At 66.6% G+C, this 26,994-nt stretch carries 19 protein-coding genes and 1 pseudogene; 12 read left to right on the top strand and 8 right to left on the bottom strand.

Annotated elements, in window-relative coordinates; genetic code table 11:
* From KF724_03570 to KF724_03580, 3 genes are all read left to right on the top strand, one after another.
* Positions 1 to 2,382 carry a protein kinase gene (locus tag KF724_03570; GenBank protein MBX3354760.1) on the top strand — a complete coding sequence of 794 codons (2,382 nt, stop codon included), beginning with the start codon at positions 1 to 3 and terminating at the stop codon, positions 2,380 to 2,382.
* Between the two features lie 611 nt (positions 2,383 to 2,993).
* Positions 2,994 to 4,664, top strand: a complete 1,671-nt coding sequence (locus KF724_03575; protein MBX3354761.1) for an L-lactate permease — start codon at positions 2,994 to 2,996, stop codon at positions 4,662 to 4,664.
* A gap of 132 nt (positions 4,665 to 4,796) precedes the next feature.
* The gene (locus KF724_03580) at positions 4,797 to 5,570 is read left to right on the top strand and encodes a TVP38/TMEM64 family protein (protein MBX3354762.1); all 774 of its coding nucleotides are present in this window, start codon (positions 4,797 to 4,799) and stop codon (positions 5,568 to 5,570) included.
* A 24-nt stretch (positions 5,571 to 5,594) separates the two neighbouring features.
* Here KF724_03580 and KF724_03585 read toward each other — a convergent pair whose 3' ends face one another.
* Positions 5,595 to 5,819 carry a hypothetical protein gene (locus KF724_03585; protein ID MBX3354763.1) on the bottom strand — a complete coding sequence of 75 codons (225 nt, stop codon included), beginning with the start codon at positions 5,817 to 5,819 and terminating at the stop codon, positions 5,595 to 5,597.
* A 73-nt stretch (positions 5,820 to 5,892) separates the two neighbouring features.
* Here KF724_03585 and KF724_03590 point away from each other — a divergent pair, with 73 nt between their 5' ends.
* Positions 5,893 to 6,639 (top strand): class I SAM-dependent methyltransferase, encoded by a 747-nt coding sequence (locus KF724_03590; GenBank protein MBX3354764.1) that lies wholly within the window; start codon positions 5,893 to 5,895, stop codon positions 6,637 to 6,639.
* Positions 6,640 to 6,747: 108 nt separating this feature from the next.
* Complete coding sequence (locus tag KF724_03595; protein ID MBX3354765.1) at positions 6,748 to 7,767, top strand: polyprenyl synthetase family protein; 1,020 nt, start codon at positions 6,748 to 6,750, stop codon at positions 7,765 to 7,767.
* Positions 7,768 to 7,830: 63 nt separating this feature from the next.
* Here the strand turns inward: KF724_03595 and KF724_03600 are convergent, their stop codons facing one another.
* Together KF724_03600 and panC are read right to left on the bottom strand one after the other, a co-directional pair.
* Entirely contained in the window at positions 7,831 to 9,093 is a 1,263-nt protein-coding gene (locus KF724_03600; protein ID MBX3354766.1) for a TlpA family protein disulfide reductase, read from the bottom strand.
* A 78-nt stretch (positions 9,094 to 9,171) separates the two neighbouring features.
* On the bottom strand, positions 9,172 to 10,086 hold the full coding sequence (gene panC, locus KF724_03605; protein MBX3354767.1) for a pantoate--beta-alanine ligase: 915 nt from the start codon (positions 10,084 to 10,086) through the stop codon (positions 9,172 to 9,174).
* Between the two features lie 248 nt (positions 10,087 to 10,334).
* Between panC and KF724_03610 the strand changes: the two genes are divergently transcribed.
* The 6 genes and pseudogenes from KF724_03610 to KF724_03635 all read left to right on the top strand — a co-directional run bounded on the left by KF724_03610 (position 10,335) and on the right by KF724_03635 (position 17,376).
* Positions 10,335 to 11,573, top strand: coding sequence for an IscS subfamily cysteine desulfurase (locus KF724_03610; protein MBX3354768.1), 1,239 nt, complete (start codon positions 10,335 to 10,337; stop codon positions 11,571 to 11,573).
* Between the two features lie 60 nt (positions 11,574 to 11,633).
* Positions 11,634 to 12,068 carry a Fe-S cluster assembly scaffold IscU gene (gene iscU, locus KF724_03615; GenBank protein ID MBX3354769.1) on the top strand — a complete coding sequence of 145 codons (435 nt, stop codon included), beginning with the start codon at positions 11,634 to 11,636 and terminating at the stop codon, positions 12,066 to 12,068.
* A 393-nt stretch (positions 12,069 to 12,461) separates the two neighbouring features.
* Positions 12,462 to 12,608, top strand: a pseudogene (locus KF724_03620) (iron-sulfur cluster assembly accessory protein).
* Between the two features lie 182 nt (positions 12,609 to 12,790).
* Complete coding sequence (locus KF724_03625; GenBank protein MBX3354770.1) at positions 12,791 to 13,543, top strand: response regulator transcription factor; 753 nt, start codon at positions 12,791 to 12,793, stop codon at positions 13,541 to 13,543.
* A gap of 84 nt (positions 13,544 to 13,627) precedes the next feature.
* Positions 13,628 to 15,463, top strand: a complete 1,836-nt coding sequence (locus KF724_03630; GenBank protein MBX3354771.1) for a HAMP domain-containing histidine kinase — start codon at positions 13,628 to 13,630, stop codon at positions 15,461 to 15,463.
* A 341-nt stretch (positions 15,464 to 15,804) separates the two neighbouring features.
* On the top strand, positions 15,805 to 17,376 hold the full coding sequence (locus KF724_03635; GenBank protein MBX3354772.1) for a YifB family Mg chelatase-like AAA ATPase: 1,572 nt from the start codon (positions 15,805 to 15,807) through the stop codon (positions 17,374 to 17,376).
* 114 nt (positions 17,377 to 17,490) lie between these two features.
* Here KF724_03635 and KF724_03640 read toward each other — a convergent pair whose 3' ends face one another.
* From KF724_03640 to KF724_03655, 4 genes are all read right to left on the bottom strand, one after another.
* Positions 17,491 to 20,616 (bottom strand): proline dehydrogenase family protein, encoded by a 3,126-nt coding sequence (locus KF724_03640; protein MBX3354773.1) that lies wholly within the window; start codon positions 20,614 to 20,616, stop codon positions 17,491 to 17,493.
* Between the two features lie 108 nt (positions 20,617 to 20,724).
* Positions 20,725 to 22,251 (bottom strand): catalase, encoded by a 1,527-nt coding sequence (locus tag KF724_03645; GenBank protein ID MBX3354774.1) that lies wholly within the window; start codon positions 22,249 to 22,251, stop codon positions 20,725 to 20,727.
* A gap of 125 nt (positions 22,252 to 22,376) precedes the next feature.
* Positions 22,377 to 23,897 carry a glycosyltransferase gene (locus KF724_03650; protein MBX3354775.1) on the bottom strand — a complete coding sequence of 507 codons (1,521 nt, stop codon included), beginning with the start codon at positions 23,895 to 23,897 and terminating at the stop codon, positions 22,377 to 22,379.
* A 2-nt stretch (positions 23,898 to 23,899) separates the two neighbouring features.
* Positions 23,900 to 24,349: a hypothetical protein gene (locus KF724_03655; protein MBX3354776.1), complete on the bottom strand. Its 450-nt coding sequence runs from the start codon at positions 24,347 to 24,349 to the stop codon at positions 23,900 to 23,902.
* A gap of 89 nt (positions 24,350 to 24,438) precedes the next feature.
* Between KF724_03655 and prmC the strand changes: the two genes are divergently transcribed.
* Positions 24,439 to 25,365, top strand: coding sequence for a peptide chain release factor N(5)-glutamine methyltransferase (gene prmC / locus KF724_03660; protein MBX3354777.1), 927 nt, complete (start codon positions 24,439 to 24,441; stop codon positions 25,363 to 25,365).
* Between the two features lie 37 nt (positions 25,366 to 25,402).
* Here prmC and KF724_03665 read toward each other — a convergent pair whose 3' ends face one another.
* The gene (locus KF724_03665; protein ID MBX3354778.1) at positions 25,403 to 26,929 is read right to left on the bottom strand and encodes a response regulator; all 1,527 of its coding nucleotides are present in this window, start codon (positions 26,927 to 26,929) and stop codon (positions 25,403 to 25,405) included.
* Positions 26,930 to 26,994: the final 65 nt, after the last annotated feature.

Below are 26,994 nucleotides of genomic sequence, written 5' to 3' on the forward strand. Positions count from 1 at the left end.
ATGGCGCCGACCTCATCGCCTTCTGAAGACGAATCGTTCCTCGACGAGGTCTTCGATCGCATCATTCGTGGATTGGAGGAAGGGGAGACACTCGACGCGCACCTGCTGTGCCGTGGTCAGCCGCGGCTCATCGGTCGCGTCCAGGGCCTCATCGAGCTTGCGCGCCGGATTCGATCCGACCCTCTCGAGCCCATGCCTGATGTGCCGGGGTTCACGCTTCTGCGAGTCCTGGGGCGCGGCGGAATGGGCACGGTCTACCTTGCCCACCAGCACCGGCTGGCCGACCGCCTGGTCGCTCTCAAGGTCCTGCCGTCCTCGCATGCCGTCTCGCCAAGGGCCAGGGAGCGCTTCCGTGACGAGGTTCGTGCCGTGGCGCGCCTCTCGCACCCCAACATCGTGGCGATCCATGATGTGGTCGTCTCCGAGTCCGTGCAGGCCTTCGCCATGGAGTGGATCGATGGGCCGACGCTCGCGGAGTGGATCCAGGAGTGCCGCAGGGAGCGGGGCGGCGCTCGCACGAAGGGCGAGGCGGCGGAGTCCCATTGGGCCCTCGTCTGCGATCTGGGAGTCTCGATCGCGAAGGCCCTCGCCGCGGTGCATGCGGCGGGTCTCATTCACCGGGATGTGAAGCCCTCGAACATTCTCATCCGCGAGAGTCGCACCCCGCTGCTGGGGGACTTCGGCCTGGCGAGGGAGACGGACGCGACGCTGACCAGCCAGGGTCAGTTCATCGGCACGGCCGCGTATGCCTCACCCGAACAGTTGTGCGGCGATGCCGAGCGGATTGACCGCCGCAGTGACATCTACTCTCTCGGCGCCACGCTCTATCACGCCGCGGCGCTTCAGCCGCCCTTCGAGGGCCATGACCCGGTGCGGCTTCGAGCCCAGATCGAGGGCGGCAGCGCGCCTCCGCTCAGACACCTGAACTCGAAGATCCCTCGCGACATGGCGACGGTGATCGCCAAGGCGATGGACCCTGACCCGACGCGCCGCTACCAGACGGCGCGAGATTTCGCGGACGACCTCGTGCGCGTTCGCACGCATCGACCGATCCTGGCGAAGAGGGACGGGCTGCTGACCCGGGCGGTGAAACTCGCTCGACGGCGTCGTGGTGTGCTGATCTCCGCATCCGTCGGTGCCGTCCTGGCCGGACTGCTTCTTTCGGCGGTGGGCGTGCGACTCTTCCTGGTTCCCGGATGGGTCGACCAGCATCGGACCAATGCCCATCGCTCGCTCCTCAATCAGAGCACCATCCTCGTGATCTTCTCGAGCGCGTTCTACAACGATCCGGGGGTAGACGGGAGTCGGCCGCTCAGGACGCTCGTGCCTGAAAGTGTCCACTCGGCCCGCGATCAACTCCGCGCGGCGCTCTTCTGGTCACCATGGAACCGCGACGCCCGAGCGGAACTGGAGGTGGTCGAAGCGGCCCTGGCCGGCGAGCCGATTCCGGCGCAGTATGCGAACGATGATCGACTGGTTGGACTCCGCGCCTACCTGGAGACCGAGGTGGATGAGGCCATCGCCGCCTTCGACCGATTCGAGGCCAGGCGATCCGTCCACTCACCGCCCGATCCGTTCGTGGATGGCGCCCTCGGCGTCATGCTGTTGGCCAGCGGCGAACCCGCTCGAGCCTATCCGCGCCTTCGCGAGGCGGTCCGCGCCCACCCCTCCATGGAAGTGCTTCGGCTCTATCTCGCCGATGCCGCAAGACACTGCGGCGACATTGCGCTTGCCGAGCGGATCGTGGACGAATTCGCCGCAGAGGTCCTGGCAAACCGACTCGGTGGCACGGCACGGGTGACCGCCGGGGTGCTCGCGGCGCAAGGACGCGACGAGGAGGCTGAGGCGATCTACCGGGCGGCCGTACGGGCCCATCCCCTGCGATTGGAGTACGGACAATTCCTCGAGTCGCGCGGAAGGCTCGACGAGGCCGTGGCCGTCTATGCGTCGATCATGTCCGATGTTCCGAAGGGACGACGCCCGATCGGGATCTTCGTCAGTGCCGCGGATCGGTGGTGGGACGCCATGTCGCCCGAAGAACGACGCGCTCGAGTCTGGGTGGCCACGCTCTGCGGGGCGGAGAGAGGCGGCCTGATCGACATTCTCGCCAGTCGCCTTGCAGTGGAGCGCCGCCGCCCAGATGGGCTGCGCCAGCCGGCGCCGATCGCACCAGCGCCGCAGGTGACTTCATGGCAGACAATGTCGCTCGTTGACGCGGCGACACTTCTCGAGGCGGGCGATCCGGCCCTCTGGAAGGTGATCCGCTCTGGGCCGCTTTGGATCAGGGGTCTGGCCGTGGTTGGGTGGAGCCATCCACACCTCAAGCCGGCACTCTTCGCCATGGCGAAGGCACATCGGACCCTGCGGTCCCTGGCGCCGTGATCTTGCCTTGCGTGGCGTGCGCGGTCCGCACTGCGTGGGATTGACGGCGGTGGCCGAGTGTGGATGACATTCCGCGCATCAACCGCGCCGGAGCGCGGCGATCATGCGCCGACGCCGTGCGGACTGTGGACGATCCGTTCCGCCGTGAGCCGGGCGATCATCAGTTCTTCGTTGGTCGATACCACACAGATGGCGACGCGGCTGGTCGGTGCGGATTCCTCCACCCTTCCGCGAGCCATCGTCGAAAGAGAGATGATCGTCGCAAGTGCCGCGACGCCAAGTGGCCAGAAGCGCATGATCAGGAGTCCATGGGCGGGGGTGAACTCACACTCGCTACCTGCGGAGGTGCGGCCTGACGCCGTCCCGGATCAAGCGCACTCCGCTGGCCGTTCCCCATGGCTCCTCGCCTCCGAGCCCCCGGAAAACGCCGAGTGAACGGGAGACGCGGAGCGGTGGTCTGGGAACGGCCTCGTTGCAGATGTCGCCAATGCGTGCCTCCGCAGGCAGGCGTCTCTCCTGCGAGCGATCAGTCGAAGCGCTCGGCCGCTACCCTTGCCGCCGGCTCGATCTGACCGTCGATCAGGCACCCATGGGTCACGATGACGCTGGCGATGGCCATCCTCCCGCTCGCCCTGCTGGTCGCGGCGATGACCGTCGCCAGGCCGCGGCGGTGGTTTCCCCTGCCGGCCCATGTCGCCCTTCCGGCGGCGGCAGGGTTGGCCTACGCCCTCCAGTGGATCTGGTTCAGGGCAGGGTCGACCGCCAGTGGAGCGCTTCCGGGCTCCACTTCGGTTGGGCGCCTGGTGAACGCCGCCGTCATCGATGGCGCGCTCTCCGCGCTCACCCCGATTGGAATCGTCTTCGGCGCGGTGCTCCTGTTCAAGACAATGGAGGCCTCGGACGCCATGCGCGAGCTGACCCAGCGCATCCGCGCCCTGAGCCCGCATCCCGTTGCGCAGCTCATGCTCGTCGGCTGGAGCTTCTCGTTCCTCATCGAGGGTCTGTGCGGCTTCGGTGCGCCGGCGGCTCTGGCGGCACCAATCCTCGTCGGTCTCGGGTTTCCGCCCGTGCGCGTGGCGGCCATGTGTCTCATCATGAACAGCGTGCCGGTCTCGTTCGGCGCCGTCGGCACACCCATCTGGTTCGGTCTTGGCGAGCTCGGGCTCGGCCCCGGCGAGCTGCTCGCCATCGGGCGCAAGGCGGCTGCCGTGAACGCGGTGGCGGCGCTCGTGATCCCGATTCTCGCGCTTCGTGTCGTCCTTCCGTGGCGGACGCTTCGCGGGTCGCTCGGCTTCACGCTTGCGGTCACGCTCGCCACCGTGGTGCCCTACACGGTCATGGCGTTGTTCTCGTATGAGTTCCCGTCGATCGCGGGAGGCCTCTGCGGCACCATCCTCGGTGGCGCGCTCGCCCGCCGACAGTTCGGGCTCTCGACCACCGCCACCGTGGCGACCCCGAAGTCCGCCGATGCCAGGGCTGAGAGGCGCTTCGGAACACTCCGAGCGGCGACGCCGCTGATCGCCGTCGTCGTGCTGCTCGCGCTGACGCGCATCGAGGCGTTCGGACTTCGCACCCCGCTCACCGCCGACAGTCCCGCCGCAGAGATCGACTTCGGGATCGCGGGAACGGGGTGGGTCACACCCGGGCTGGTGGTGGGACTGCGTCACATTCTGGGGACCGACGCCGCGTGGCAGATGCCGCTTCTGTTCGTTCCATTCCTGCTGCCATTCGTGGCCGTGTCGCTCATGGCCATTCCGCTGCTCGGTATGAGGCGCGAGGCTGTCGCCACAGCGTGGCGCGACACCGTGTCGCGCCTCGTGCGGCCGGCTGTTGCGCTCGTCGGCGCGCTCGTGCTCGTGAAGGTGATGATGCTGGGCGGAGCAGCCGCGCCGGTCATGGCGATCGGACATGCCATGGCGCTCGCGGCGGGATCCTCGTGGCTCCAGGTCGCCTCGTTGCTCGGAGCGCTCGGAGCGTTCTTCTCCGGATCAAACACGGTCTCGAACCTCACCTTCGCGCCGGTCCAGGCGGCGATCGCCGGGACGCTCGACCTGGAGCTCACCACGGTGCTTGCGCTTCAGACCGTGGGGGGCTCGCTCGGGAACATGATCTGCATCCACAACATCGTTGCGGTGGCGGCCGTGGTCGGCCTGCGCGACCGGCCCGCCGGCGGGGCGGAGCCCGATGCGCTCGACGGCAGTGTCGCATCGATTCTACGACTCACGGTCGCCCCCATGCTGGTCTACGCCGCGATCGCAGCGGTCAGTTCCCTGCTGCTCTGACCATGGCGCCGGCGCGCGAGGCCGAGGGTTCCGCTGGCCGCTGTCTGGCCGCCCGGTCGACACGCCCGGCGCCGCCGTGTAGCGTGCGTCCGCGCCTGCGAATCTGGCGAACACCCGGTCCGCTGCACACCGATGAGCACAGTCCTTCGAACCAAGCGATCGAAGCGCCTCTTCGCCACAAGCGTCCTTGCGGTGCTCTGGGGAACGACTCCGCCGTTGTGGGGCTTTGTTCTGCTGGCGTACCTCGGGCCGTTCTCCGAGTGGCTCCGCTCCGATCCCGACCGTGGGATCGTGATCTTCGTCGCGGTGTTCATTCTGGCCGCCGGCACGGGCATGCTGCCGACCTATGCCCAGGCGATCCTCGGCGGCTGGGCCTTCGGATTCACCCGCGGCTTCACCGCGTCGATCATCGGCTTCGTGGGTGGCGCCTTCGTGGGGTGGTGCATCTCCCGACTCGTGGCGGGGAAGGGCGTGGAGGGCTGGCTTGACTCCAAGCCCAAGGCACGCGTGGTGCGCGAAGCGCTCGTCAATGAGGGCTATTGGCGCACGCTCCTCATCGTGACACTGCTTCGCGTGCCGCCGAACTCGCCATTTGCGCTCACGAATCTGGCGATGTCCGCGAGCGGCGTCCGACTCTGGCCCTACCTGATCGGTACGGCGATCGGGATGGCGCCCCGGACCGCAGTCGCCTGCTGGATCGCCGCCGAGGGCGCCAGTCACGCCGAGGACATCCAGTCGCTTGTCCGTGAGAAGGGACTGGGAATGGCCTTCGTCGGCGTGGTGATCATGGCCGTCTGCCTCGGCGCCATCAGTCTCATCGGTCGCGCCGCGCTGCGACGCGCCATGCGAACACCCGGAGGGAAGGCCTCGCCCCCGGCGGGTCCGGCGGACCGTCCGACGGCCTGAAGGGGCCGCGGCGCTTCGTTACCATCACCGTTCCATGTCGAATTCCGCCACGGCTGTTGCTTCACCTCGTCCGCCACTTCGTTCCAAGTCCAGGCCCTCGGCGGCGGGGACTCGCAGTGCCACGCCGAAGCGTCGGACCTCGACGGCGAAGTCGCGACGCGCGCCGGGTGCGGCAGAGTCGACCGCGAGCGCACGCCCGACCGAGCGGACTTCGAAGGCGCCCAAGGCGAGAGCATCTCGACGGCGCAAGAGTGAACGCTCGCCGCGCCGCGCCTGGCGGAATGCCTCGAACTCCGATCCGCGCGAGCTCTACGAACTGGCAGTGCAGAGTCCCGACAACGAGGCGGACTTCATTGAGCGCGTCTTTCGAAAGCTTCGCGGCCGTGCGCCGGTGACACTGCGCGAGGACTTCGCGGCGAGCTTTGCGCTGGCCGCCGAGTGGGTGCGTCGGAATCCGCAGCATCGAGCGATCGGGATCGACCTCGACCCAGAAGTGCTCGCGTGGGGGCAGCGTCACCGCGCTGGTGAGCGGACCGCCGAGGAGCTGGGGCGCATCCGACTGGCGCAGGCTGACGCCGCCACCTTTCGCGGTCCATCGGTCGATGTCGTCGTCGCGCTCAACTTCAGCTACTTCGTCTTCAAGAGCCGCGCGGCCCTGCGGCGCTACTTTGCCAACGCCCACAAGGCGCTGGTGCGCGACGGCGTGCTCATCCTCGATGCGTACGGTGGGTATGAGAGCTGGTCGGTCATGGAAGAGGAGCGCAACCTCGACGGCTTCACCTATGTGTGGGACCAGGCGATGGTCAATCCCATCACCAACGAGGTGGTCAATCACATCCACTTCCGATTCCCCGACGGCAGCGAGATCAAGCGGGCGTTCACCTATGACTGGCGCCTCTGGACGCTCGCGGAAATCCGAGAGGTCCTCGCCGAAGCAGGCTTCAGCCGCAGCACCGTCTACTGGGAAGGGACCGAGCGACGAAGCGGCGAAGGAAATGGTGTCTTCAAGCCGAGCGATCGCGGGGAGCCCTGCGCCGGCTGGATCGCCTACATCGTGGCGGAGCGGTAGCCGCAGCCGCAGGTCGTCATACGCCGACGCAGTCCTCGAACCCTCGGAGCCACCATTGGCCGCATGGGGAGCGACATTGCCGACGCGGGGCCTCCTATCATTCCGCTCATGACCCGCCCGTCGCTGCTCGGCCAGGAAGCCACCGCCGCCCACGCCTGGGTGGCGGCTCGCCTTGCCGAAGAGCTTGGTCAGGTCGAGCGCATCTTCGATGAGCAACTTGTCAGTGATCTCCCCGAGGTCAACGAGCTCTGTCGCTATGTCGAGCGCTACCGCGGCAAGATGCTGCGTCCTTCACTCATGGTCCTGAGCGGCATGGCGGCGCGCGGGGGCACGGACCCCGATGCCGTCACCGAGCGTCACCGAATGATCGGCGCCGTCGTCGAGATGATTCACATGGCCACGCTCGTGCACGACGATGTGCTCGATGATGCGGAGATCCGTCGCCGGGGCCGCACCGTGAACAGCCTCCGCGGGAATGAGACGGCCGTGATCCTCGGCGACTACCTCATTTCGAACGCCTTCCACCTCTGCTCCCGCGCGGGAGAGCCGTGGATCAATCTGGCCCTCGGCGAAATCACGAACACGCTGTGTGAGGGCGAACTGGTGCAGCTCGCGCATCGCGACGATCTGGCCCTTGATGAGTCGCGCTACTTCGACATCGTGCGTCGGAAGACAGCGTCACTGGTCGCCGCCTGCTGCCGCATTGGTGCCAGGCTTTCCGGCGCCAACGAAGCGCTCTGTCAGGCGCTGGGCGACTTCGGCCACGACCTTGGCGTAGCGTTCCAGATTCAGGATGATCTCCTCGACCTCGAGGGCCATCCGGACATCGTCGGCAAGAGTCTCGGCCGCGACCTTGCCAAGGGAAAACTCACGCTGCCGGTCATTCTCCACCTCGGCGCAGCCTCGGCCGATCGTCGCCGCCATGATGCGGCGCTCGCCCTCGTGACCCAGCGCGATGTCCAAGGCCTGCTCGCGGCGATGCGGGCCAGCGGGTCGCTCGATCGGGCTCGTGAGCGGGCGATGGACCTCGTCGCCCGCGCTCGGGCGAGGCTGTCGCTCCTGCCTCCGGGCCCGGCGCATGACTTCTTGGCCGATGCCGCAGCGAGTGTCGTTCGACGCGACGCGTGACGCGGACAGATCAGCGCCGTCACGAGCGCCCGGAACGCGTTCTCATCTTCATCCCCGGGGATCTCAATAGCGCTGCCGGACATCGCGCCCGCCACCACCCTGGCGCGGCGGAGGAGCCGATCGCTTCCAGCTTCGATCGGGCGAACTGCCGCTCTTCTTCGCCTTGACGAGTTCGCGATTGGCGGAAATGAGCTTCTGCATCACATCATTGGTGAGCTGATTGGGGCCTCCCTGCCATCGGACCACTCCGTCAGAAGAGACGACGACGCAGTGGGGGATGCCGCGCACTTCGAAGAAGCCCTGGAGGCGCGCCTGTGGATCGATGGCGAGGGCGTACTTGAAGTCTCGCTCCTTCAGCTTGCGATCGCGGAAGCCCTGCTCGAACTTCGACTTGCTCTCGTTCGAGATTCCGACGATGCAGGCGTCGGCACCGAAGCGGTCGGCGAGCTGGTTCATGTGGGGAATCGCCTGAATGCAGGGCCCGCACCATGTGGCCCAGAAGTCGATGACAACCAGGCGATCGCCCGGGGTCGGCTGGGCCGTGATCCACGATTCGATCACGAATTCAGGCATCGGCGTGCCCCGGCGGTCAGCGGCGCTTCCTACGGCGTCGCGGAAGGTGGGGAACTCGACGCGGGCGTCGCCGGCCGGCCGCGCGGGAGGCGGAGCGGCATCGGATTCGCGCGTCTCCTTGTTGAGATGCTCGACTGCGGCGCGAACGCCTTCCGGAGTGAGCCCCGCGTACCGAACGGCGCCATTGCGGTCGACGACGAGGTTCACGGGTCTCCGCCAGACTCCGAGTTCGTCGCAGAAACTTCCGTCCGAGTCGATGAGGCCGATCCACCCATCAAGGGCGGGCTCGAGCTGTCGTCGTCCCTGGTCCGCGGCCTCGGGCACATGAAGAAGGAAGACGACTGGTACTTCGCTGACATCCTTGAGCTGCGTCCGCAGTTGATCGACGGACCCGCGCCATGATCCTCGTGTCGTGAGGCTCTGAATGACCACGACCCGCCCTCGCAGTGCTTCGACCGAGAGCGGCTCACTTCCGATCCACTCGACACCGTCGGCGGGCACAGGCGGCATTGCGAAGCCGATGTTCCGATCAAGCGCTGCGCGGTCGGCCTGATCCAGTCGAAGCTGGAATCGAGGCTGGGCGACAGGGTCTTCGGGGCCGCGCTGAAGCGAGCCTGGAGTCCTCGGTCCTCGTCCCCCGGGGGCGCCCTGGGCGAGCGCGACTGATGGCAGAAGCGCCACGGAGAGAAGGGCGCACGCGACTCCACGCATTGAGGTGAGGCCGGAGAATCTCGTGGGGAAGGAGTGGCTCATGCGTGGGCGTCCAGAGTTTGAGTGAGCGGCGTCGCCAGGCCCATCAGAGGCCGGAGCGACCCTTGGAACACGGGCATCCTACGCCCTTGTTCCCATGGACTGATCAATGGAATCGCCGCCGTGCCGGGGGTGCAGCGGAGCGTTATCGATGAGCCGAACGCCACCGACGCGGGCCGCCACGAGCGCCCGCAGGCGTTCGACGGGTGTCGACGCGCCCGGGGCGTTCAGGGAGTCCTCCTCACGGATGACCGCATAGTCGACTTCGAATCCCTCGGCGACCAGCAGATTGGTCATGGCCTCCTCGATCTCGGTGAGCGCGAGGTGCTTCAACTCTCGAGCGAGTTGGATCGCGCGCCAGGGTGCCGTCGCGCGTCGGCGATCTTCGGCGGAGAGGTAGCGGTTGCGACTGCTCATCGCGAGGCCGTCATGCTCCCGCACCGTGGGCGCAACAGAAAGTTCGAGGTGACGAAGCGGGCTCTCAATCGGCGCGTCGGCGGCCGCCCGCTGCGCCATCTGATCGATGACCCGCCACTGCTGCCAATCCTTCTCGCCGAAAATGGCGACTCTCGGAGCCGCGAGTTCGAAGAGTCTCGCGACCACAAGACAGACTCCGCCGAAGTGGCCCGGTCGAATGCGATCTTCAAGGGCTGGCGTCGTCGCCGCCTGCGGCAGGGGAAAGTGCTCCGCGGCGCGTGCGGCGGCGTCGGGGCCGTCGGGGTAGATCTCCTCCGGAGGTGGTGCGAAGATCACATCGGCGCCGGCGGCCTTTGCAACGACCGAATCGGCCTCGAGCGTGCGCGGATAGCGCGCGAAGTCCTCGTGCGGCGCGAACTGCGTCGGATTCACGAAGATCGAGACCAGCACCGGACCCACCCTCCGGCGCCGCGCCTCTCGAATGAGCGAAGCGTGACCATCGTGCAGCGCTCCCATCGTCGGGACGAGCGCGCCGTTCGGCCAGCGCTGAAGCGCTCGACGGTCCGAGATGATCTCCATGGGCCGTCACACTACCGCCCCAACGGATGGCCGCGATTCGCGGTTCAGGGCTCAAATCCGGAAGCCAAGGTCCGTGGAAGTCCGCCGAGAGGACGCGGTTTCCATGGCGATGCATATACTCCCGTTGAGAACGATTCTCAGCGACCAAGGAATCTTGGAACAGTGGTCGTCGAATCGTCTGTACGAGTGTTCAAGGCGCCTCCTCGGGGCCTTTCTCAGAGTCTTCCCTTTCAGTGCACGACACCCCTATGGCTCCCAAGCTTCCCATCTACATGGACCATGCCGCCACCACCCGCTGCGATCCGCGCGTGGTCGAGGCGATGCTTCCCTACTTCACCGAGCGCTTCGGCAACGCCGCCAGTCGCAATCACAAGTTCGGCTGGGAGGCGGAAGACGCCGTCGAAGCCGCGCGTGACCAGGCCGCCGCGCTGATCGGCGCGAGTTCGAAGGAGATCATCTGGACCTCCGGCGCGACCGAGAGCAACAACCTGGCGATCAAGGGCGCCGCTCGCATGTATGCGAAGGCCGGCGACGGCCAGACTGGACGCGGCCACATCATCACCTCGGTCCTTGAGCACAAGGCGGTCCTTGATCCGTGCAAGCGACTCCAGCGCGAGGGCTTCGAGGTCACCTTCCTCGAGCCCGGCGCTGACGGCATCATTTCGGCGGCGATGGTGAAGGCCGCGCTGCGCCCCGACACGATCCTCGTCTCCCTCATGTGGGCGAACAACGAGATCGGCACCATCAACGAGATTCCCGCGATCGGCGCACTCTGCCACGAGCGCGAGATCATCTTCCACACCGATGCGACGCAGTGGGTCGGCAAGATGCCCACCGATGTCGAGCGGGACAACATCGACCTCATGAGCTGGTCGGGCCACAAGATCTACGGCCCCAAGGGGGTCGGCGCTCTTTATGTCCGCCGCCGCAAGCCCCGCGTGCGCCTCGAGGCGCTCATGGATGGTGGCGGCCACGAGCGCGGCATGCGCAGCGGCACGCTGAATGTGACGGGCATCGTCGGCTTCGGCAAGGCGTGCGAGCTCTGCGCCGCCGAGATGGACCGCGACGGCCAGCGCCTGCTCGGACTTCGTCAGAAGCTCGAGCGCGAGCTCGCCTCGAAGCTTGAGGTGGTGCAGGTCAATGGTCACGCCGAGCGTCGGCTGCCGCACATCACCAACATCTCCTTCGGCTTCGTCGAGGGTGAGAGCCTGCTCATGGGCATCAAGGACATCGCATGCAGCAGCGGCTCCGCCTGCACCAGCGCCAGTCTTGAGCCGAGCTATGTGCTCAAGAGCCTGGGCGTGGGAGACGAACTCGCCCATAGTTCGCTGCGTCTCTCGCTCGGCCGTTGGACCACCGAGGAGGAGGTCGACTACGCGATCGCCGGGATCGTGAAGGCCGTCAACCACCTCCGCACCATGAGCCCGCTCTACGATCTCCACAAGGAAGGCATCGATATCTCGAAGATCCAGTGGCAGGCCCACTGAGCTTCGTTTCTCCGCTCGCACCCACCGGCCCTCGTGGCCGCACCATGAAGGACTGAACCCATGGCCTACAGCGACAAGGTCATCGACCACTACAACAACCCGCGGAATGTCGGCAGTTTCGGCTCCAGCAAGGATGTGGCGACGCGCAAGGATGTCGGCGTCGGAATCGTCGGCGCCCCCGAGTGCGGCGATGTCATGCAGCTCCAGATCAAGGTAAGCGACAAGGGCGTCATCGAGGACGCCAAGTTCAAGTGCTTCGGCTGCGGCTCGGCGATTGCGTCGAGCTCCCTCGCCACCGAGTGGATCAAGGGCAAGCAGGTTGACGAGGCGCTCGCGATCAAGAACACGCAGATTGTCGAAGAGCTGAGCCTTCCGCCGGTCAAGATCCACTGCTCGGTGCTCGCCGAGGATTCGATCCGAACTGCCATCGCCGACTGGAAGAAGAAGAATGGCGTCGCCGAGGCGAAGAAGCCGCAGGCCGCGAACACGCACTGACTGCCTCACCCGGGCCGCGGTGTCGGCCCAAGTTCACTCGCGGGTGTTCTTCACCCGCCCCGTCCGCACTCGCTAATTTTCAAGGACCGATTCATGCCCGTCAATGTGACCGAAACCGCCGTCCGTGAGATCGCCTCGATCGTCCGCCAGCAGGGGCTCGACGCGGAGAAGATCCGCCTTCGCGTGGGCGTGAAGGGCGGCGGCTGCTCCGGCTTCAGCTATCTGCTCGATCTCACCGAAGTGCAGAAGGACAACGATGAGGTGTGGGAATACACCTTCGCCCTCGCTCCGGTGGCCAAGAAGGAGTCGGGAGTCACGGTCAGCGCCTCGGCGGCGGCGTCAAGCCAGGGCGGAGCGACCGCCACGGCCACCCATTCGGCCGAGTCCTTCACCCTGCGCGTGATCTGCGATCCGAAGAGCTACCTCTATCTCAACGGCACCACGATCGACTTCAAGGACGAGCTCATGGGCCGTGGTTTCGTCTTCAACAACCCGAATGCCACGACCACCTGCGGCTGCGGCTCAAGCTTCGCGGCCTGAGCCGCCTCCGAGGTCAGCTTCGCCCGGCTTCCAAGCGCGCCCCCGTCGACCTTTCGGCGGGGGCCTTTTCATGCGCGCTCCGGTACCCTTGGCGACTTGAGCGCCCAAGGGGGCGCGATCGAGCATCCCGCGCGGCGCCAAGGCGTGCTGGGGATGCACATGCACCTTCAGAGAGAATCGTCATGAGCCAGACTCGAGTTCTTGTGGTCGAAGATGACGCCGCGATCCGACGCGGACTTGTGGATGCTCTGGAGTTCCAGGGCTACCAGACGATTGAAGCGGGGGATGGAGAAGCCGCCGTGGCGCAGGCCCTCGAGTCGGCGCCGGACCTCGTGATTCTTGACTGCATGCTTCCCAAGCAATCGGGTTTCGACGCGCTCAAGGCGATCCGCGCTTCGCGCCCGACGCTTCCTGTGATCATGGTGACCGCGCTCGGCGCAGAGAATGAACGGGTCACCGGACTCTCACTCGGGGCGGACGATTACATCGTGAAGCCGTTCTCACTCCGGGAGCTGCTCGCGCGCGTCGAGGCGGTGCTGCGGCGTTCTCCCGGCCGACCTTTGGATGTCACGCAACTCAGTGACGGTGCCGTGACAGTGGACCTCGCCCGGCGGGTCGTGGAGGCAGTGTCCAATGGTCAGGGTGCGCCCGTGTCGTCGCCAGCTTCCGAGCGAGCCGCGAGCGAGAGCTCAATTTCCGAGCGGGATGTGGGCATTCTGCGCCACTTGGCCGCCCATCGGACGCGCGTGGTGGAACGGGATGAACTCCTCCAGGTCGTCTGGGGTCTCGACCCCCGCAATCTCGAAACGCGGACCGTCGACATGCAGATTGCGAGGCTCCGGGAACGCATCGCCTCGGCGGGCGCTCGCAGCGAGTGGATCGCCACCGCGCGCGGGAAGGGCTATCGTCTGGGGAGTGAGATCACCGTGCGATAGCCACGGACGGTGGATGGGCCGCGGGAGCTCCCGTCGTACGGCGCATCACCCTCGGCCACGATCACTCGGAAGCGGACGCTCTCCATGAGACGCAGTCGACGCACAGCCTGGTGGATCGTCTACGCGATCGGCAGCGGCGCGGTTCTGGCGGGCCTCGGGTGGATCTCCGTGCAGGTCGCGCGACTCGAACGCGAGGAGGCGATGGCCCGCGCCGAAGTCGCGCAGCAGGAGACGCTCCGACTGGCGCTATGGCGCATGGATTCATGGATCGCGCCGATTCTTGCGCGCGAGAGCGCACGCACCTGGTTCGAGTACCAGTCCTACTACCCGGAGACGCTCGCGCTCAATCGACTTGGCGAGCCGCTGGCCGCCGGTGAAGTGGTGGTGCCGAGTCCGCTGCTCCTCTTTCGCAGCGAGCTCCTGCCGCTGCATGTGCAATTCACCCATCGCGATGGCTTCACTTCGCCGCAGCTCCCGTCGCCTGAGATCGTGGCGCAGGGGCTGATCGGCTGCGTCCCGCTTCCGCCCGATCCATCGATGGCCGATCGCTTGCGCGCCTTCGCCATGCAGCATGATGGCACGCTTCTCCTTCTTCAGCTCGAAGACACCGAGACACGATTGATGTCGGCGTTCGAGCTGGATGGGGGCGATCCGCGTGCTTCCGGCGGGCATCCGGTGTGGCCCTGGGGCGAGCGGGCGCAGAGCCTGACGGCCGATGCCGTGCGTGACTTCCGGGCGAGGCGCGACGCGGCATCGATGGCGGAGTCGGCCTATCGACGCACCCACGGCATGCCGGGCAACGCGCTCACGGCGCAGCTCTTCGACTCGCACCCGGAGCTGCTCGAGGTGACCGGAGGCATGGCGGACATCGGACCCATGGTGCCGCTCTGGCTCGGCTCGCCGCCGGGGCAGTTGCTGCTCGCCCGACGGGTCGCCCTTGGCGATCGGATCTGGCTTCAGGGCGCGGTGGTCGATTGGCCCGTGCTGCGGAGGGAGCTTCTTGAGCGCGTGCGTGACCTCTATCCGGCGCCGGGCGCGATGCTCGAGCCCGTGGCGATCGGCGATGCTCCGGGCGGAGGGATTCTCGCGAGCCTTCCCGTTCGATTCGTCCCTCCACCGAGCCCTGCGCCGGTGCCCGTGGTGGGGCAGGGAGTCGCGATGGGACTGGCCGTCGTCTGGGCTCTCGCGATCAGTGCGATCGGCGCCACGGGACTCGCCATGCGAGCGACCATTCGTTCGGCGCTTCAGACCAGTCGCTTCGCATCCAGTGTGACCCATGAATTGCGGACGCCCCTGACTACCTTCCGTCTCTACGCGGAGATGCTTGCCGACGGGATGGTCGATGATCCGGTCCGGTCGCGCGAGTATCTGCGGACGCTGCGTGATGAGTCGACGCGCCTCGGCCTGCTGGTCGAGAATGTTCTGGCATGGTCGCGTCTCGAAGAGGGGAGAGGAGCCGCCGAGGCGCGCCCAGTACCGGCGAAGGCGCTGCTCGATGACGCCGAGTCGGTGCTGCGACGCCGCTGCGAGGAGGCGGGAGCCGAACTCGTGACTCGCAGCACCTGTGATGTCCAGGCGCTCGCCGATCCGTCGCGCGTGCGGCAGATTCTCTTCAACCTCGTCGACAACGCCTGCAAGTACGCGGGCGAGCATGCGAGGGTCGAGGTGAGCGCTGTCGCCCGCAACGGCAGCGTGGTGCTTTCCGTCGATGATGATGGTCCCGGGGTGCCACCGGAACTGCGCGAGCGCGTCTTCCGTGCGTTCGACCGAGGCTCTCTGGGGCCCGGCGATTCGGTGCGAGGTCTGGGACTCGGGCTTTCGATTTCGCTTGAACTCGCGAACAGCCTCGGCGGTTCGCTGCACTGCGGCGAAAGTGCGATCGGCGGCGCTCGATTCGAGCTGGCGCTGCCGCGCGGGTGAGTGCCGCTGTTGAGTGACGCTCCGGGCTGCGCGATCGCGGGAGCGCGAAGTGTCTGTCGGGAGAGACGCTGCCGCGCGGGTGAGTGCCGTTGTTGAGTGACGCCCCGGGCTGCGCGATCGCGGGAGCGCGAAGTGTCTGTCGGGAGAGACGCTGCCGCGCGGGTGAGTGCCGTTGTTGAGTGACGCTCCGGGCTGAGCAATCGCGGGAGCGCGAAGTGTCTGTCGGGAGAGACGATTCGTTATGGAGAGGGGATTTTCGGCGGTCGTCAGAAGAGGCGCTTCGTCGGAAAGAAGGGCGGATCTTCGATGGTTCGCTCCTGTCGATGGCACATTGGGCCTGCGTGATCAGTCGGATCCAGAGTTTCGTCCTTCAGGGGGTCGATGCCCAGCCCTGCGAGATCGAGGTCGATTTCGCGGGAAGCGGCCTGCCGCGCACCACCATCGTGGGATTGCCCGATACGGCGGTGCGCGAGTCGGCCGATCGGGTGCGGACGGCCCTTGAGAACACGGGATTCGAGTGGCCCCGCTGTCGGTTGACGATCAATCTCGCGCCGGCCGATCTCAGGAAGGAGGGCCCTGTCTACGACCTGCCGATGGCCGTCGGCGTGCTGCACGGCGGGGGCGCCCTCGATCCTCCAGGTGTGCGCGGGACGAAGGCGCCCGCGGCGCGGCCCGATCTCGATCGCTTCATCTTCGCAGGCGAACTCGCCCTCGATGGCCGACTGAGGCCAATCAAGGGTGCAGTCAGCCTCGCCCTTCATGCCCGGCAGCGAGGCCTCTCACTCTGCCTGCCCATGGTGAATGCGCGCGAGGCCGTGCTCGTCGAGGGGGTCCACGCGTATGGATGCGACTCGCTGCGCGAAGTGATCGACTTTCTCCGCGGAGAGAGCCCACTCGAGCCGCTTCCGCCGGTCGATGTCGATGCTGCCGTGCGCTCGGCGGAAGCGGATGTCGACTTCGCCGAGGTGCGAGGGCAGGAGACGGCCAAGCGGGCGCTGCTGGTCGCGGCCGCAGGTGGTCACAACGCGCTCATGATCGGTCCCGCCGGTGCTGGGAAGACGATGATGGCCCGCGCCCTTCCCGGAATTCTGCCGCCTCTCACGCGGGACGAGGTGGTCGAGGTGACGCGGCTCTACTCCTGCGTTCGCGCCGGTGCTGTGGCGGGCGCGATGGTGGTGCGTCGACCCGTGCGGGCACCGCACCATGGGGCGAGCGCCGTCGCCGTGGTCGGCGGTGGAGCGATTCCGCGGCCGGGCGAGGTGAGTCTCGCGCACCGGGGCGTTCTCTTTCTTGATGAAGTTCCCGAGTTCGGTCGGGCGGTGCTTGAGAGCCTTCGCGAGCCACTCGAAGATGGACACATCACCATCGCCCGCGCCCACGGCGCGATTCGCTTTCCCGCCGAGGTGATGCTGATTGCCGCGATGAACCCCACGGCGCGCGGTCACCGCGCCCGCGGCGAGAAGGGCGCGATGGAGCAGGCGAAGTACATGGAGAAGCTCTCGGGGCCCCTGATTGACCGAATCGATGTTCATGTCGAGGTGCTTCCGGTGCCCTTTCGTGAGTTGGCGCGATCGCGGCCGGGCAGGAACTCCGCTGCGCTGCGCGCGGCGGTGGCCGAGGCGCGGGCACGGCAGGCGAGCCGGCAGGGGCCGGGGCTCCTCAACGCCCGGCTGAGGGGACCTGCGCTTGACCGCCATGCCGCGCTACCCGAGGCGGCGCAGAGGCTTCTCGGCGATGCGATCGACCAACTCGGCCTGAGCGCGCGGGCGCATGACCGCATTCGCCGGGTTGCCCGAAGCATCGCCGACCTCGCGGAGAGCGATGAAGTGCAGATCGAGCATGTCGCGGAGGCGATCCAATATCGGCTGCTCGATCGACTCGGAGCCCCCGCGTCGGTCGGCGCGAGCGCCTGAGGCGACCGGCGGCGCCTGTCAGGCCGCAATCGAAGCGCCGATGTCGGCGACCGGGCGCGAGCGCCTGAGGCAAGCGGAAGCTGCCGCCGGCCCCGGTGATCGCCGATCCCGACGCTACTCGAGGCCGGGGGCGAAACCGCGGCGCATCGTGTTCTCGCACATCGCGCGGGGCTCGACGAAGTGAAGCAGGTAGTCGGCACCGCCAGCCTTGGTGCCCACGCCGCTCATGCCGCCACCACCGAAGGGATGGCGACCGACGAGAGCGCCCGTGATTCCCCGATTCAGGTAGAGGTTGCCGACCCGGAACTCGCGCTTGGCTCGTTCGAGATGCGACGGCTTGCGCGTGTAGACGCCGCCGGTGAGTCGATAGATGGTGCCTTGCGCCACCTGCAACGCCTCGTCGAAATCACGCACGCGCATGACCGCGAGCACCGGGCCGAAGATCTCCTCATGGGCGAGGCGATGCTCGGGGCGAATGCCGCTGATGATCGTGGGCCCCACGAATGGCTTGCCGACCGACTCGGCGACTCCAGCAGGCACGGGGAGTTCAACTTCGAGCTTGCCCTCGCGGGCGCCGAGTTCGATGAAGCGCCGAATGCGCTCCGCAGCCTCCGCGTCGATGACCGGGCCCACATCGGTGCCCGGCAGCATCGGGTCGCCGACCGAGAGGCACTTGGTCGACTCGATGAGTCGATGCAGGAAGTGATCATGCGCCGAGTCAACGACGATCACACGGCTGCATGCGGAACACTTCTGTCCGGAGAAGCCGAAGGCGCTCTGACGCACGCCGAGGACAGCCTCGTCGAGATCGGCGCTCGCGTCGACGATGATGGCGTTTTTGCCACCCATTTCGCAGACGACGCGCTTCACATGATGCTGCTCCGGCGAGGTATCGCCCGCGACCCGCAGGATGTCGAGGCCGACCGCCTTCGAGCCCGTGAAGGCGATGATCGCCGTTCGCGGGTCCCGCACGAGCGCGGCGCCGACGGTCTCGCCCGCACCGGGCAGGAATGCGAGCACCTCGCGCGGCGCGCCGGCGGCCCAGAGCAACTCGCACATCAGGCGAGCAATGCCGGGTGTCTGCTCGGCGGGCTTCACCGCCACCGTGTTGCCGCAGACGAGGGCTGCCACGGTCATGCCGGTGCAAATCGCCAGCGGGAAGTTCCACGGACTGATGACCGTGCAGACGCCGCGCGGTTCGTGAATCACTTCATCAAGCTCACCCACGAATCGTCCGAGACGCTCCCGACGGAAGAGCTTCGCCCCGAGCCGCGCGTAGTACTCGCAGAAGTCAATCGCCTCGCAGACATCGGCGTCGGCCTCGCGCCAGGTCTTGCCCGCCTCACGGATCATGACGCCGGCGAGTTCATCACGCCGCGCCCGCATCGCTGCGGCGGTGCGCGTCAGGATCGCGGCTCGCTCCCTGTACGGCGTGTCGCGCCACTTCGGAAAGGCCCCGTGCAGTGTGGCCATCGCCGCCTTCGCCTGCTCCACGGTGGTGTCATTGGCCACCTTCGGCACCTTGGTCCGGGCAATCGCGGCGGCGAATGCGTCGCGCTGATCGCGCTTCGAGAAGTCGCGGACCGCCTCGGTGAAGAACGGCCGCTCGTCGCCAATGCCCGGTTCGGCGGGGGAGAGCGCATGGTGCTCCTTCGGCGTGGCGCGGGGATGCGCCGGTGCAGCGCGCTGCCGATGCGGCGAGCGAAGCAGCTCCTCCGGAGAGGCGTTGTCCATGAAGCCCGCGCGGAGCCAGCTCTCGTTGCTCGTGTTCTCAAGGAGCCGTCGCACGAGATAGGCCATGCCCGGAATCATCTCGCCGACGGGCACATACTCGCGGACACGAAGGTCGAGCTCGACCGCCGCCGCCTTGAGTTGGTCGGCCATGCCGTGGAGCATCTGGAGTTCGAGCGCCGATCGCGGCAGATCGAAGCGCTGGAGCAACGCGAGCGCGGCGGCGATGCTCCGCGCATTGTGGGAGCCGAGCGCCAGCTTCACGCCGCCGGCGCCCGCACTGCGCGGAGTCTGCGCGAGAATGGCCTCCGCCATGCGCTCGAAGCAGGCGTCGGTCTCATGCTTGCGGCTCCAGACCGGAATGGGCCAACCCTGCTGTTCCGCATGGATCGTCTCGTAGTCCCAGTAAGCGCCTTTCACCAGGCGCACGGTCACCTGGCGACCGGAGCGCTTCGACCACTCGATGATCCTTTCGGCGTCGTCGTCGCCGCTGCGGAGATAGGCCTGCATCGCGAGACCGGCTTGGAAGTCCACCGCTTCGCAGCAGCGCATGAAGAGCTCGAGCGTCAGGTCCTTGAGTGACGCCTGCTCCATGTCGAAGTTGACGAAGACGCCATGCGTGCGAGCCGCCTTCAGAATCGGGGCGAGGCCCTCCATGAGCCCGCGGATCGAACCCTCCGTGTCGATCGGGTCGGTCCGGGCGTGGAGCGAGCTGATCTTGATGCTCACATTGGTGCGGGGAATCTCACCGAGGTGATCGCGATCGAGGCGCTCGTTCGCGGGCCATCGGGCGACTTCCTTCGGCAGATGCTCGATCAGATCGAGGTACTTCGCCTGATACGCACGGGCCTCCTCGTCGCTGACGCACGCCTCTCCGAGCAGATCGACGCTGAAGGCGAGGCCGTCCTTGCGGATCGCCTTCAGTTTCGGCAGCGCGCTCGCCGCGTCGGTGCCGGCGATGAACTTCCCGGCCATGCCCGTGATCTGGGAGGAGATTGTTCGCGCCGCGATGCCCTTGAGAAGCCCGCCCGCCTTGAGTCCGAGGTCGAAGCCCGGCGGCGGATTCACTCCCGGCTGACTCATCGAGTCGACCAGGTGATCGTGAATCTGCTCCGGCGTCCGCAGCATCGGGAACGCATCAACGAAGCGGAAGAGTTGCACCTTGAAGGCCTGATCCTTCATGGACCAGTCCATCAGCTTGTCCGACCAGAACGCAGCGCTGAGGAAGCCGCTTCGATTCGCGCGAGCCCTGTCGAGCATCTCTCGCCCGACCTTGAGCAGTTCGCTGGTGAAGGCGGACTCTTCACTCTCGACCAGGCGCGCCGGACCCCGGCGCGAGACGGGCGATGACGAAGATCCCGATGGGCCGTCCTGATCATCAAGGGCCCGCCCGCCACGCCCGTCGGATGAGTCGGCGCCGAACGAGGAGGATCCTGACGAGGCGGATCCGGATGAGGGTGGCGCGGGAGCGACGGTGGCGCGCGACTTGCGCTTGGAGAAGAGACCCATGGGAGGCGGAAGTATAGAAGGGGGCCCCCGTCACTCCTCGGCGTCAGTCATCGTCGCCGCCGATCTCCCGACCGACGGCGACGATGGCCCCGATTCCGCCGCAGGCGGTCAGGCGTGCGCCGCCTCCGGCACCGAGCCGAGGGCCGACAGGTCGACACCAAGGGCGGCCGCGACTCGCTTGCCGTAATCCTCGTCCGCACGGAAGAAGTGGCAGAGCTGACGCAACTGCACCTCCATGCGGGCCTGCCCGAGCGCGCCGGCGATGCGAGCGGCAAGGCGATCGCGATGAGCCGAATCGAACATCCGGTAGAGATTGCCCGGCTGGGTGTAGTCGTCGTGATCGAACGTGCTGTCGAAGCGATCGACGATCGTCTCACCGAGTTTCCACGCGGGGTCGGCAAAGGTCGGCTCGGGCTTCGGCGCCGAAGCGTGGCTGTTGGGCCAGTAGTTCGGCGCCGAGCCGTAGTTCGCGGCATTGGCCTGTGCGCCATCGCGAATGTAGTTCATCACCGGGCAGCGCGGCGCATTCACCGGAATCTGATGATGGTTGACGCCAAGCCGATGGAGATGCGTGTCGGCGTAGGACATGAGCCGCGCCTGGAGCATCTTGTCGGGGCTCGGCCCGATGCCGGGCACGAGCGCCGATGGCTTGAACGCCGCCTGCTCCACCTCGGCGAAGTAGTTCTTCGGGTTTCGGTTGAGTTCCATCTCGCCGACCTCAATCAGCGGGAACTCCTTCTGCGGCCAGACCTTGGTCAGGTCGAAGGGATTCCAGTGGAATCCATCCGCCTGCGCCTGCGTCATCACCTGAATGCAGACGCGCCACTTCGGGAAGTCGCCGCCCTCGATCGCCTCGAAGAGATCGCGCTGATGGCTCTCGCGGTCGCGGCCGATGAGCTCCGCGGACTCCTGATCGGTGAGATTCCGAATGCCCTGCTTCGACTTGAAGTGGAACTTGCACCAGACGCGCTCGCCCGCAGCATTGATGAGCGAATAGGTGTGGCTGCCGAAGCCGTGAAGATGGCGGTAGGTCGCGGGAATGCCGCGATCACTGAAGAGAATTGTCACCTGGTGGAGCGCCTCGGGACAGAGCGACCAGAAGTCCCACTGCATATCCATGTCGCGCAGATTCGTCTGCGGGTGACGCTTCTGCGTGTGAATGAAGTTCTGGAACTTGTAGGGGTCACGCACAAAGAAGACGGGCGTGTTGTTGCCGACGAGATCCCAGTTGCCCTCGTCGGTGTAGAACTTCACGGCAAAGCCGCGGACATCGCGCTCGGCGTCGGCGGCTCCGCGCTCGCCCGCCACCGTCGAGAAGCGGAGAAAGAGCTCCGTCGTCTTGCCGACTCGGCTGAAGATCGACGCCCGGGTGTATTTCGAGATGTCCTTCGTGACGGTGAAGGTGCCGTAGGCGCCAGACCCCTTGGCGTGGACGACGCGCTCGGGAATCCGCTCGCGATTGAAGTGCTGCATCTGCTCGAGCAGCGCCACATCCTGCATGAGCAGCGGTCCGCGCGGGCCGGCGGTCAGCGCCTGCTGCACGCCGATGGGCGCGCCATTGGCAGTCGTGAGGACGGGGCACTTCGGCTCGACAGCGCCGTTCGGGCGCGGGGAGGGGTTCGATCGCTCGGTCATCGTGGTCTCCTCGTTCAAAAATTGGGGTTGGAGCAGGGCGGAAGTCTAGGTTCGCCCGAGGGGGGCGAGTGGATCGAACCGCGACTTGAATTCCGGATCTGGCATCATGTTCGAGGCCAGAGGGCTCAATGCGCCGCGTGATTCATCGCACCGAGGGCTCGGCGATAGATCGTCTCGCAGCGCCGGGCTGCGCCATCCCAGTTGATGCCGCGCACCTCGAAGTAGCCATGGTCTCGGAGCGTGTTCTGAAGGGGCGGATAGCGCAGCACGGCGACGATCTTGTTCGCCATGTCGCTGACATCCCAGAAATTGCACTTGAGGGCATTCACGAGGATCTCGCTCACGCCGCTCGTGCGGCTGATCAGCACGGGCACGCGATGGCTCATCGCCTCGAGGGGGGCGATGCCGAAGGGTTCACTCACGCTCGGCATGACATAGAGGTCGGCCATGCTGAAGACGCGCTGAATGTCCTTGCCGCGCAGGAATCCCGTGAAGAGCACCTTGGAGCCGATGCCGAGCGCGGCGGCCATCTCGATCATGCGCTGCGCCTGATCGCCCGATCCGGCGACGACGAACTTCACATCGTCCATGACATCGAGCACCTTCTTGGCCGCCTGAATGAAGTACTCCGGGCCCTTCTGCATGGTGATGCGGCCGAAGTAGAGGACGATTCGATCGCCCTTCTCGATGCCTGCGATGCCGACCGCGCGGGGATCGAGGTCGACGCCGTTGTAGACGACATCGATCTTGTCCGGTGAGACGCCGTAGCGGTTCACGCAGAGGTTCTTGGTGAGCATGCTCACCGCGATGACGCGCACCGCGCCGTGCATGCCCCGCCGTTCGATGTTGTAGACGGGCTGATTGACATGCTCGCCGGAGCGGTCGAACTCGGTGCTGTGAATATGACAGACGAGCGGTTTGCCCGTCAGTCGCGCGACCGCGAGTCCCGCGGGATAGGTGAGCCAATCGTGGGCGTGGATCACATCGAAGTCGAGGGTCTTCGAGACCTTGGCGCAGAAGCGCGCGTAGCGCTCCGCCTGACCGATGAGGTCGCCCTCGTAGTCGGAGCGCGTGGGAGGCGGGGTGATGTCCGCCTCGGAGTCGAAGGCTGGTGCCGCCGAGGCTTCGGGGACGGCCTCGTAAAGCGCCAGTTCGCGTTCGAGCGTCTCGGCGTCCATGGCCCGAAGCGAGTGCTGGAGCAGGCGCCGGTGTCTTGACGCGGCGATGAGCGAACCCAGACGCGACGAGAGTCCACCCGGCCCGTAGACCGAAGACTCCGAGCGGCGCGGCTCAGGTGTCGCCAGCGGACCGAGGATGGAGAGCCGGCCCTCGGCCGTCACTCCGCTCGACGCGGAGCGATCAATGCCATGGAGACCTCCCGGCGGCTCCGGTGCGCCGGGTTGCGGCTCCACGCAAAAGGGCGCGGCCGTCGGGAATCCCGCGGCGTCCTCGGGGCGAGGCTCGCCCGGCGAGATGAGCCGAACATGCGAGGCGTAGCTCGGATCGATCTGCTTGGGCAGGACGAAGGTGACCTCCATCCCCATGCGCGACATCGCGCGGGTCAACCCATAGCACGCCGTTCCCAGGCCACCCGTGATGAATGGCGGGAACTCCCATCCGAGCATGAGCACCCGCAGGGATGCCACGTTCACTCCTCTTCGTCCGCGCCTGACATATCGCCAAGATTCCGGAAGGTCGCCTCAAACGCCAGCAGGTAGCGCGAGATGAGTTCGGAATCGTGGCCGTCAGGCAGCCGTACATCGAAGGTGTAGAGGCGATCGTCCGATCGATAGTGACGAACCGGCGGAGGAACGGTCTCGACACCGAACTCGACCAGTTCCTCTTCAAAGAGCTCCTCCATCGCATCGCCCGTGTGCATCAGGTCAGACTCGATCGACTCGGAAAGCCATCGATCGGGAGTGACCAGCGTCAGGTGCCATGCATCGTCGCGGAACTCCACGCAGTACCACGCCTCAGCGGCTGCGTCGGCGGCGGCGCAGCGAAGTCGGGGGCCCTGGAGTTCGATCGCGCCAAAGGCCTTGGAGGCCTTGGCTCGTTCGGCGAGGTCCTTGAGGAAGTCCTGGTCGATGGCACGCATGGCACTGGGAGCGGCGGAGCGGGGAGCGGGAAGGGAAGGGGCGAACAGTGTACCCGTTTCCCCGACTACGCTCGCAGGCAGGAGATCGCATGGATGCACCCGCGCCAGTGAGGAACACGGAGGAGCCCTGGACCACGACGCGCCTGCTTCGATGGATGCACGAGCACTTCGAGCGTCAGCGCATTGACGCCCCGCGGGTCTGTGCCGAGATGCTGCTTGCTCGGGCGCTCGGTTGCGATCGCATGCGGCTCTACATGGATCCGCAACGGCCCGCGAGCGCCGAGGAGCGGGCGCTCCTGCGCGACTTTGTGCGCCGCGTCGTGGCGCATGAGCCCGTCCAGTTCGTGGTGGGCGAGGCCTGGTTCTTCGGACGGCCCTTCCGAGTTTCGCCGGCGACCCTCATTCCGAGGCCGGCCACCGAGCGGCTTGTGGAGGAAGCCATCACGCATCTGCGCGCCGTGCATGGCGCATCGGATGGCGCGTCAGAGCCTTCTCGTGTGCTCGACCTCTGTACCGGAACCGGGTGCATCGCCATCTCGCTGCTTCGCACCAAGGGGTTCAGCGTGGCCATCACCGCGAGCGACTTCGCCCCGGACGCGCTCGACCTCGCGCGAGAGAACGCGCGCCGGCATGGCGTGGAGGAGCGCCTCACGCTGCTCCAAGGCGATCTCTATGCGGCCCTTTCACCGAATCACTCCAAGTTCCACCTGATCGCCTCGAACCCTCCCTATGTCGCCGATTCGGAGTGGGATGACCTTGAGCCGAATGTGCGATTGCACGAGCCGCCGCTCGCGCTTCGAGGTGGAGCCGATGGCCTCGACCTGGTGCGGCGCGTCGTGACCGAGGCGCCTGCATACCTTGAGCCTGGCGGGCTGCTGCTCGTCGAGATCGGTCACGCGCAGCGCGACGCCGCGCTCGATATCGCCGCAGAGACACAGGGCCTCACTCAGGCGGAAGTCCTTCCTGATCACGAGGGATTCAATCGAGTGCTGCGGGCGCGAGCCGCCGTCTCCTGACCGCGAGAGTGTTCTGCGGGCGAGCAATCGCGGCGGATCAGCCCGCGGGTAGGCCAGCGTCGGTCTCAGGGCTCAGCGCCTTCCGCACTTCTTCCACGAGCTGCGTTGCCTGGAATGGCTTGAAGAGGAAGCAACTCAGACCCTCCTGACTCGACCGCACGATCGAGTGATTCGGGTCGTAACCGAAGCCGGTCATCAGGATGACGGCCGTGGCGGGAGAGGCATCCTTGGCGGCACGGAAGATCTCGTAGCCATTGCGATCGGGAATCCGCACATCGCTCAGGACCAGTTCGAATGGCCGGCTGGCCGCGGCCGCCTTCTGGATGGCCTCGATCGCCGCGACACCGGAACCGAAGCCTTCGACGAGCGCGCCGGCATCGCCGAGCACGCTCTGGATCGTCTCTCGAATGGGGGCCTCATCGTCGGCCACAAGCACGCGTCGCCCGGAGATGACCGTGTCCTTGCCGCGCTCGCGGTCGAGGCGATCGAGCCCCAGCACGCTGCGAGGACCGGAGGTGCAGTTGCGGACTCGCTCTTCGACCGATTCGAGCGATCGCTCGATCTCGGTGAGAATCGACGCGGCATCGGCGTCGTCGCCAAGTCGCAGTCGCAGGCGCGAGAGGCCATTCCGAACGGCGTGGACGGGAACGGCCATCTCCTCGCGGAGAGAGCCGGAGACGCGCTGATTCGTCGTGTAGCGCTCGACGATCAGCATGTCGAGGATCGTGAGCGCCATGGCGGTGTAGCGCCCATAAAGCTCGAGCAGCAGGCGATCTTCATCATCGAACTTCGACGCGCTCGTGGATTCGAGGTTGAGCGTGCCCACCACGCGCTCATCGAGCTTGAGCGCGACCACCAGGCTGCTCTTCGCGTTGGTGAGCCCCGTCATGTAGCGGGGTTCATTCGAGATGTCGGGGGTGAGAATGCTCTCACCGGACGACGCCACGACGCCCGTGAGGCCATTGCCCTCGGGTCGCGCAAAGAGATTCGTTCCGATCCGCAGCGGCTCGATGCCATGTCCGATCACGAGCTCAAGCTGCCCCGACTCGCGATTGAGCAGTCGCAGCTCGAAGTGATCGCTGCCGAAAATCGACTTCAGCGCCTGCGTAATACGACCTTCCAGAAGCTTGAGCCGCTCGGCGACATTGAGGGGATTCAGAATTCGCGCATCGAGCGCGAGCAGCGAAGCTCCGGCGGTGTCAATGGCGCGGACGCGATCGGCGAGGCGCTCCCGCGCCGTGGTTTCGCACAGTACGCCGACGGCGCGGAGGGTGGCGCCGGGTCCGCCAACGAAGGGGGAGATGATGACTTCGAAGCGCCGGCTGGCGACGCTGAATCGCCGCGTATGAGCGCGACGCGGCACGGCCATGCCGTCGCGCATCTGGTCGCGGCAGGCGTCGCTGAAGCGCGCCATCACTTCCGGTGGCTGCGCGGCGAGCCGGTTGTTCATCCAGAGGATTTCGCCCGAGGCCTCGACGACACCGACACCATCCGCGATGGCCTCGATGAGTTGCGGGACATCGCCGGTCGTGGCAGCTTCAGGTGGGGCGTCGGATGAAGTCATGGGTCAACTGCCAGAGGGGTCCGGTCGCAACCGGGCGGGCAGGGGAGAACCGCCGAGTATAGATC

The organism is Phycisphaeraceae bacterium (genome assembly GCA_019636735.1).
Classification (GTDB): domain Bacteria; phylum Planctomycetota; class Phycisphaerae; order Phycisphaerales; family SM1A02; genus VGXK01.

What these genes read in the sequence shown, in the direction of transcription:
- KF724_03570 (MBX3354760.1), top strand. Translation starts at nt 1, where the DNA reads ATGGCGCCGACCTCATCGCCTTCTGAAGACGAATCGTTCCTCGACGAG.
- KF724_03575 (MBX3354761.1), top strand. Translation starts at nt 2,994, where the DNA reads ATGGCCATCCTCCCGCTCGCCCTGCTGGTCGCGGCGATGACCGTCGCC.
- KF724_03580 (MBX3354762.1), top strand. Translation starts at nt 4,797, where the DNA reads ATGAGCACAGTCCTTCGAACCAAGCGATCGAAGCGCCTCTTCGCCACA.
- KF724_03595 (MBX3354765.1), top strand. Translation starts at nt 6,748, where the DNA reads ATGACCCGCCCGTCGCTGCTCGGCCAGGAAGCCACCGCCGCCCACGCC.
- KF724_03600 (MBX3354766.1), bottom strand. Translation starts at nt 9,093, where the DNA reads ATGAGCCACTCCTTCCCCACGAGATTCTCCGGCCTCACCTCAATGCGT.
- panC (MBX3354767.1), bottom strand. Translation starts at nt 10,086, where the DNA reads ATGGAGATCATCTCGGACCGTCGAGCGCTTCAGCGCTGGCCGAACGGC.
- KF724_03610 (MBX3354768.1), top strand. Translation starts at nt 10,335, where the DNA reads ATGGCTCCCAAGCTTCCCATCTACATGGACCATGCCGCCACCACCCGC.
- iscU (MBX3354769.1), top strand. Translation starts at nt 11,634, where the DNA reads ATGGCCTACAGCGACAAGGTCATCGACCACTACAACAACCCGCGGAAT.
- KF724_03625 (MBX3354770.1), top strand. Translation starts at nt 12,791, where the DNA reads ATGAGCCAGACTCGAGTTCTTGTGGTCGAAGATGACGCCGCGATCCGA.
- KF724_03630 (MBX3354771.1), top strand. Translation starts at nt 13,628, where the DNA reads ATGAGACGCAGTCGACGCACAGCCTGGTGGATCGTCTACGCGATCGGC.
- KF724_03640 (MBX3354773.1), bottom strand. Translation starts at nt 20,616, where the DNA reads ATGGGTCTCTTCTCCAAGCGCAAGTCGCGCGCCACCGTCGCTCCCGCG.
- KF724_03645 (MBX3354774.1), bottom strand. Translation starts at nt 22,251, where the DNA reads ATGACCGAGCGATCGAACCCCTCCCCGCGCCCGAACGGCGCTGTCGAG.
- KF724_03655 (MBX3354776.1), bottom strand. Translation starts at nt 24,349, where the DNA reads ATGCGTGCCATCGACCAGGACTTCCTCAAGGACCTCGCCGAACGAGCC.
- prmC (MBX3354777.1), top strand. Translation starts at nt 24,439, where the DNA reads ATGGATGCACCCGCGCCAGTGAGGAACACGGAGGAGCCCTGGACCACG.
- KF724_03665 (MBX3354778.1), bottom strand. Translation starts at nt 26,929, where the DNA reads ATGACTTCATCCGACGCCCCACCTGAAGCTGCCACGACCGGCGATGTC.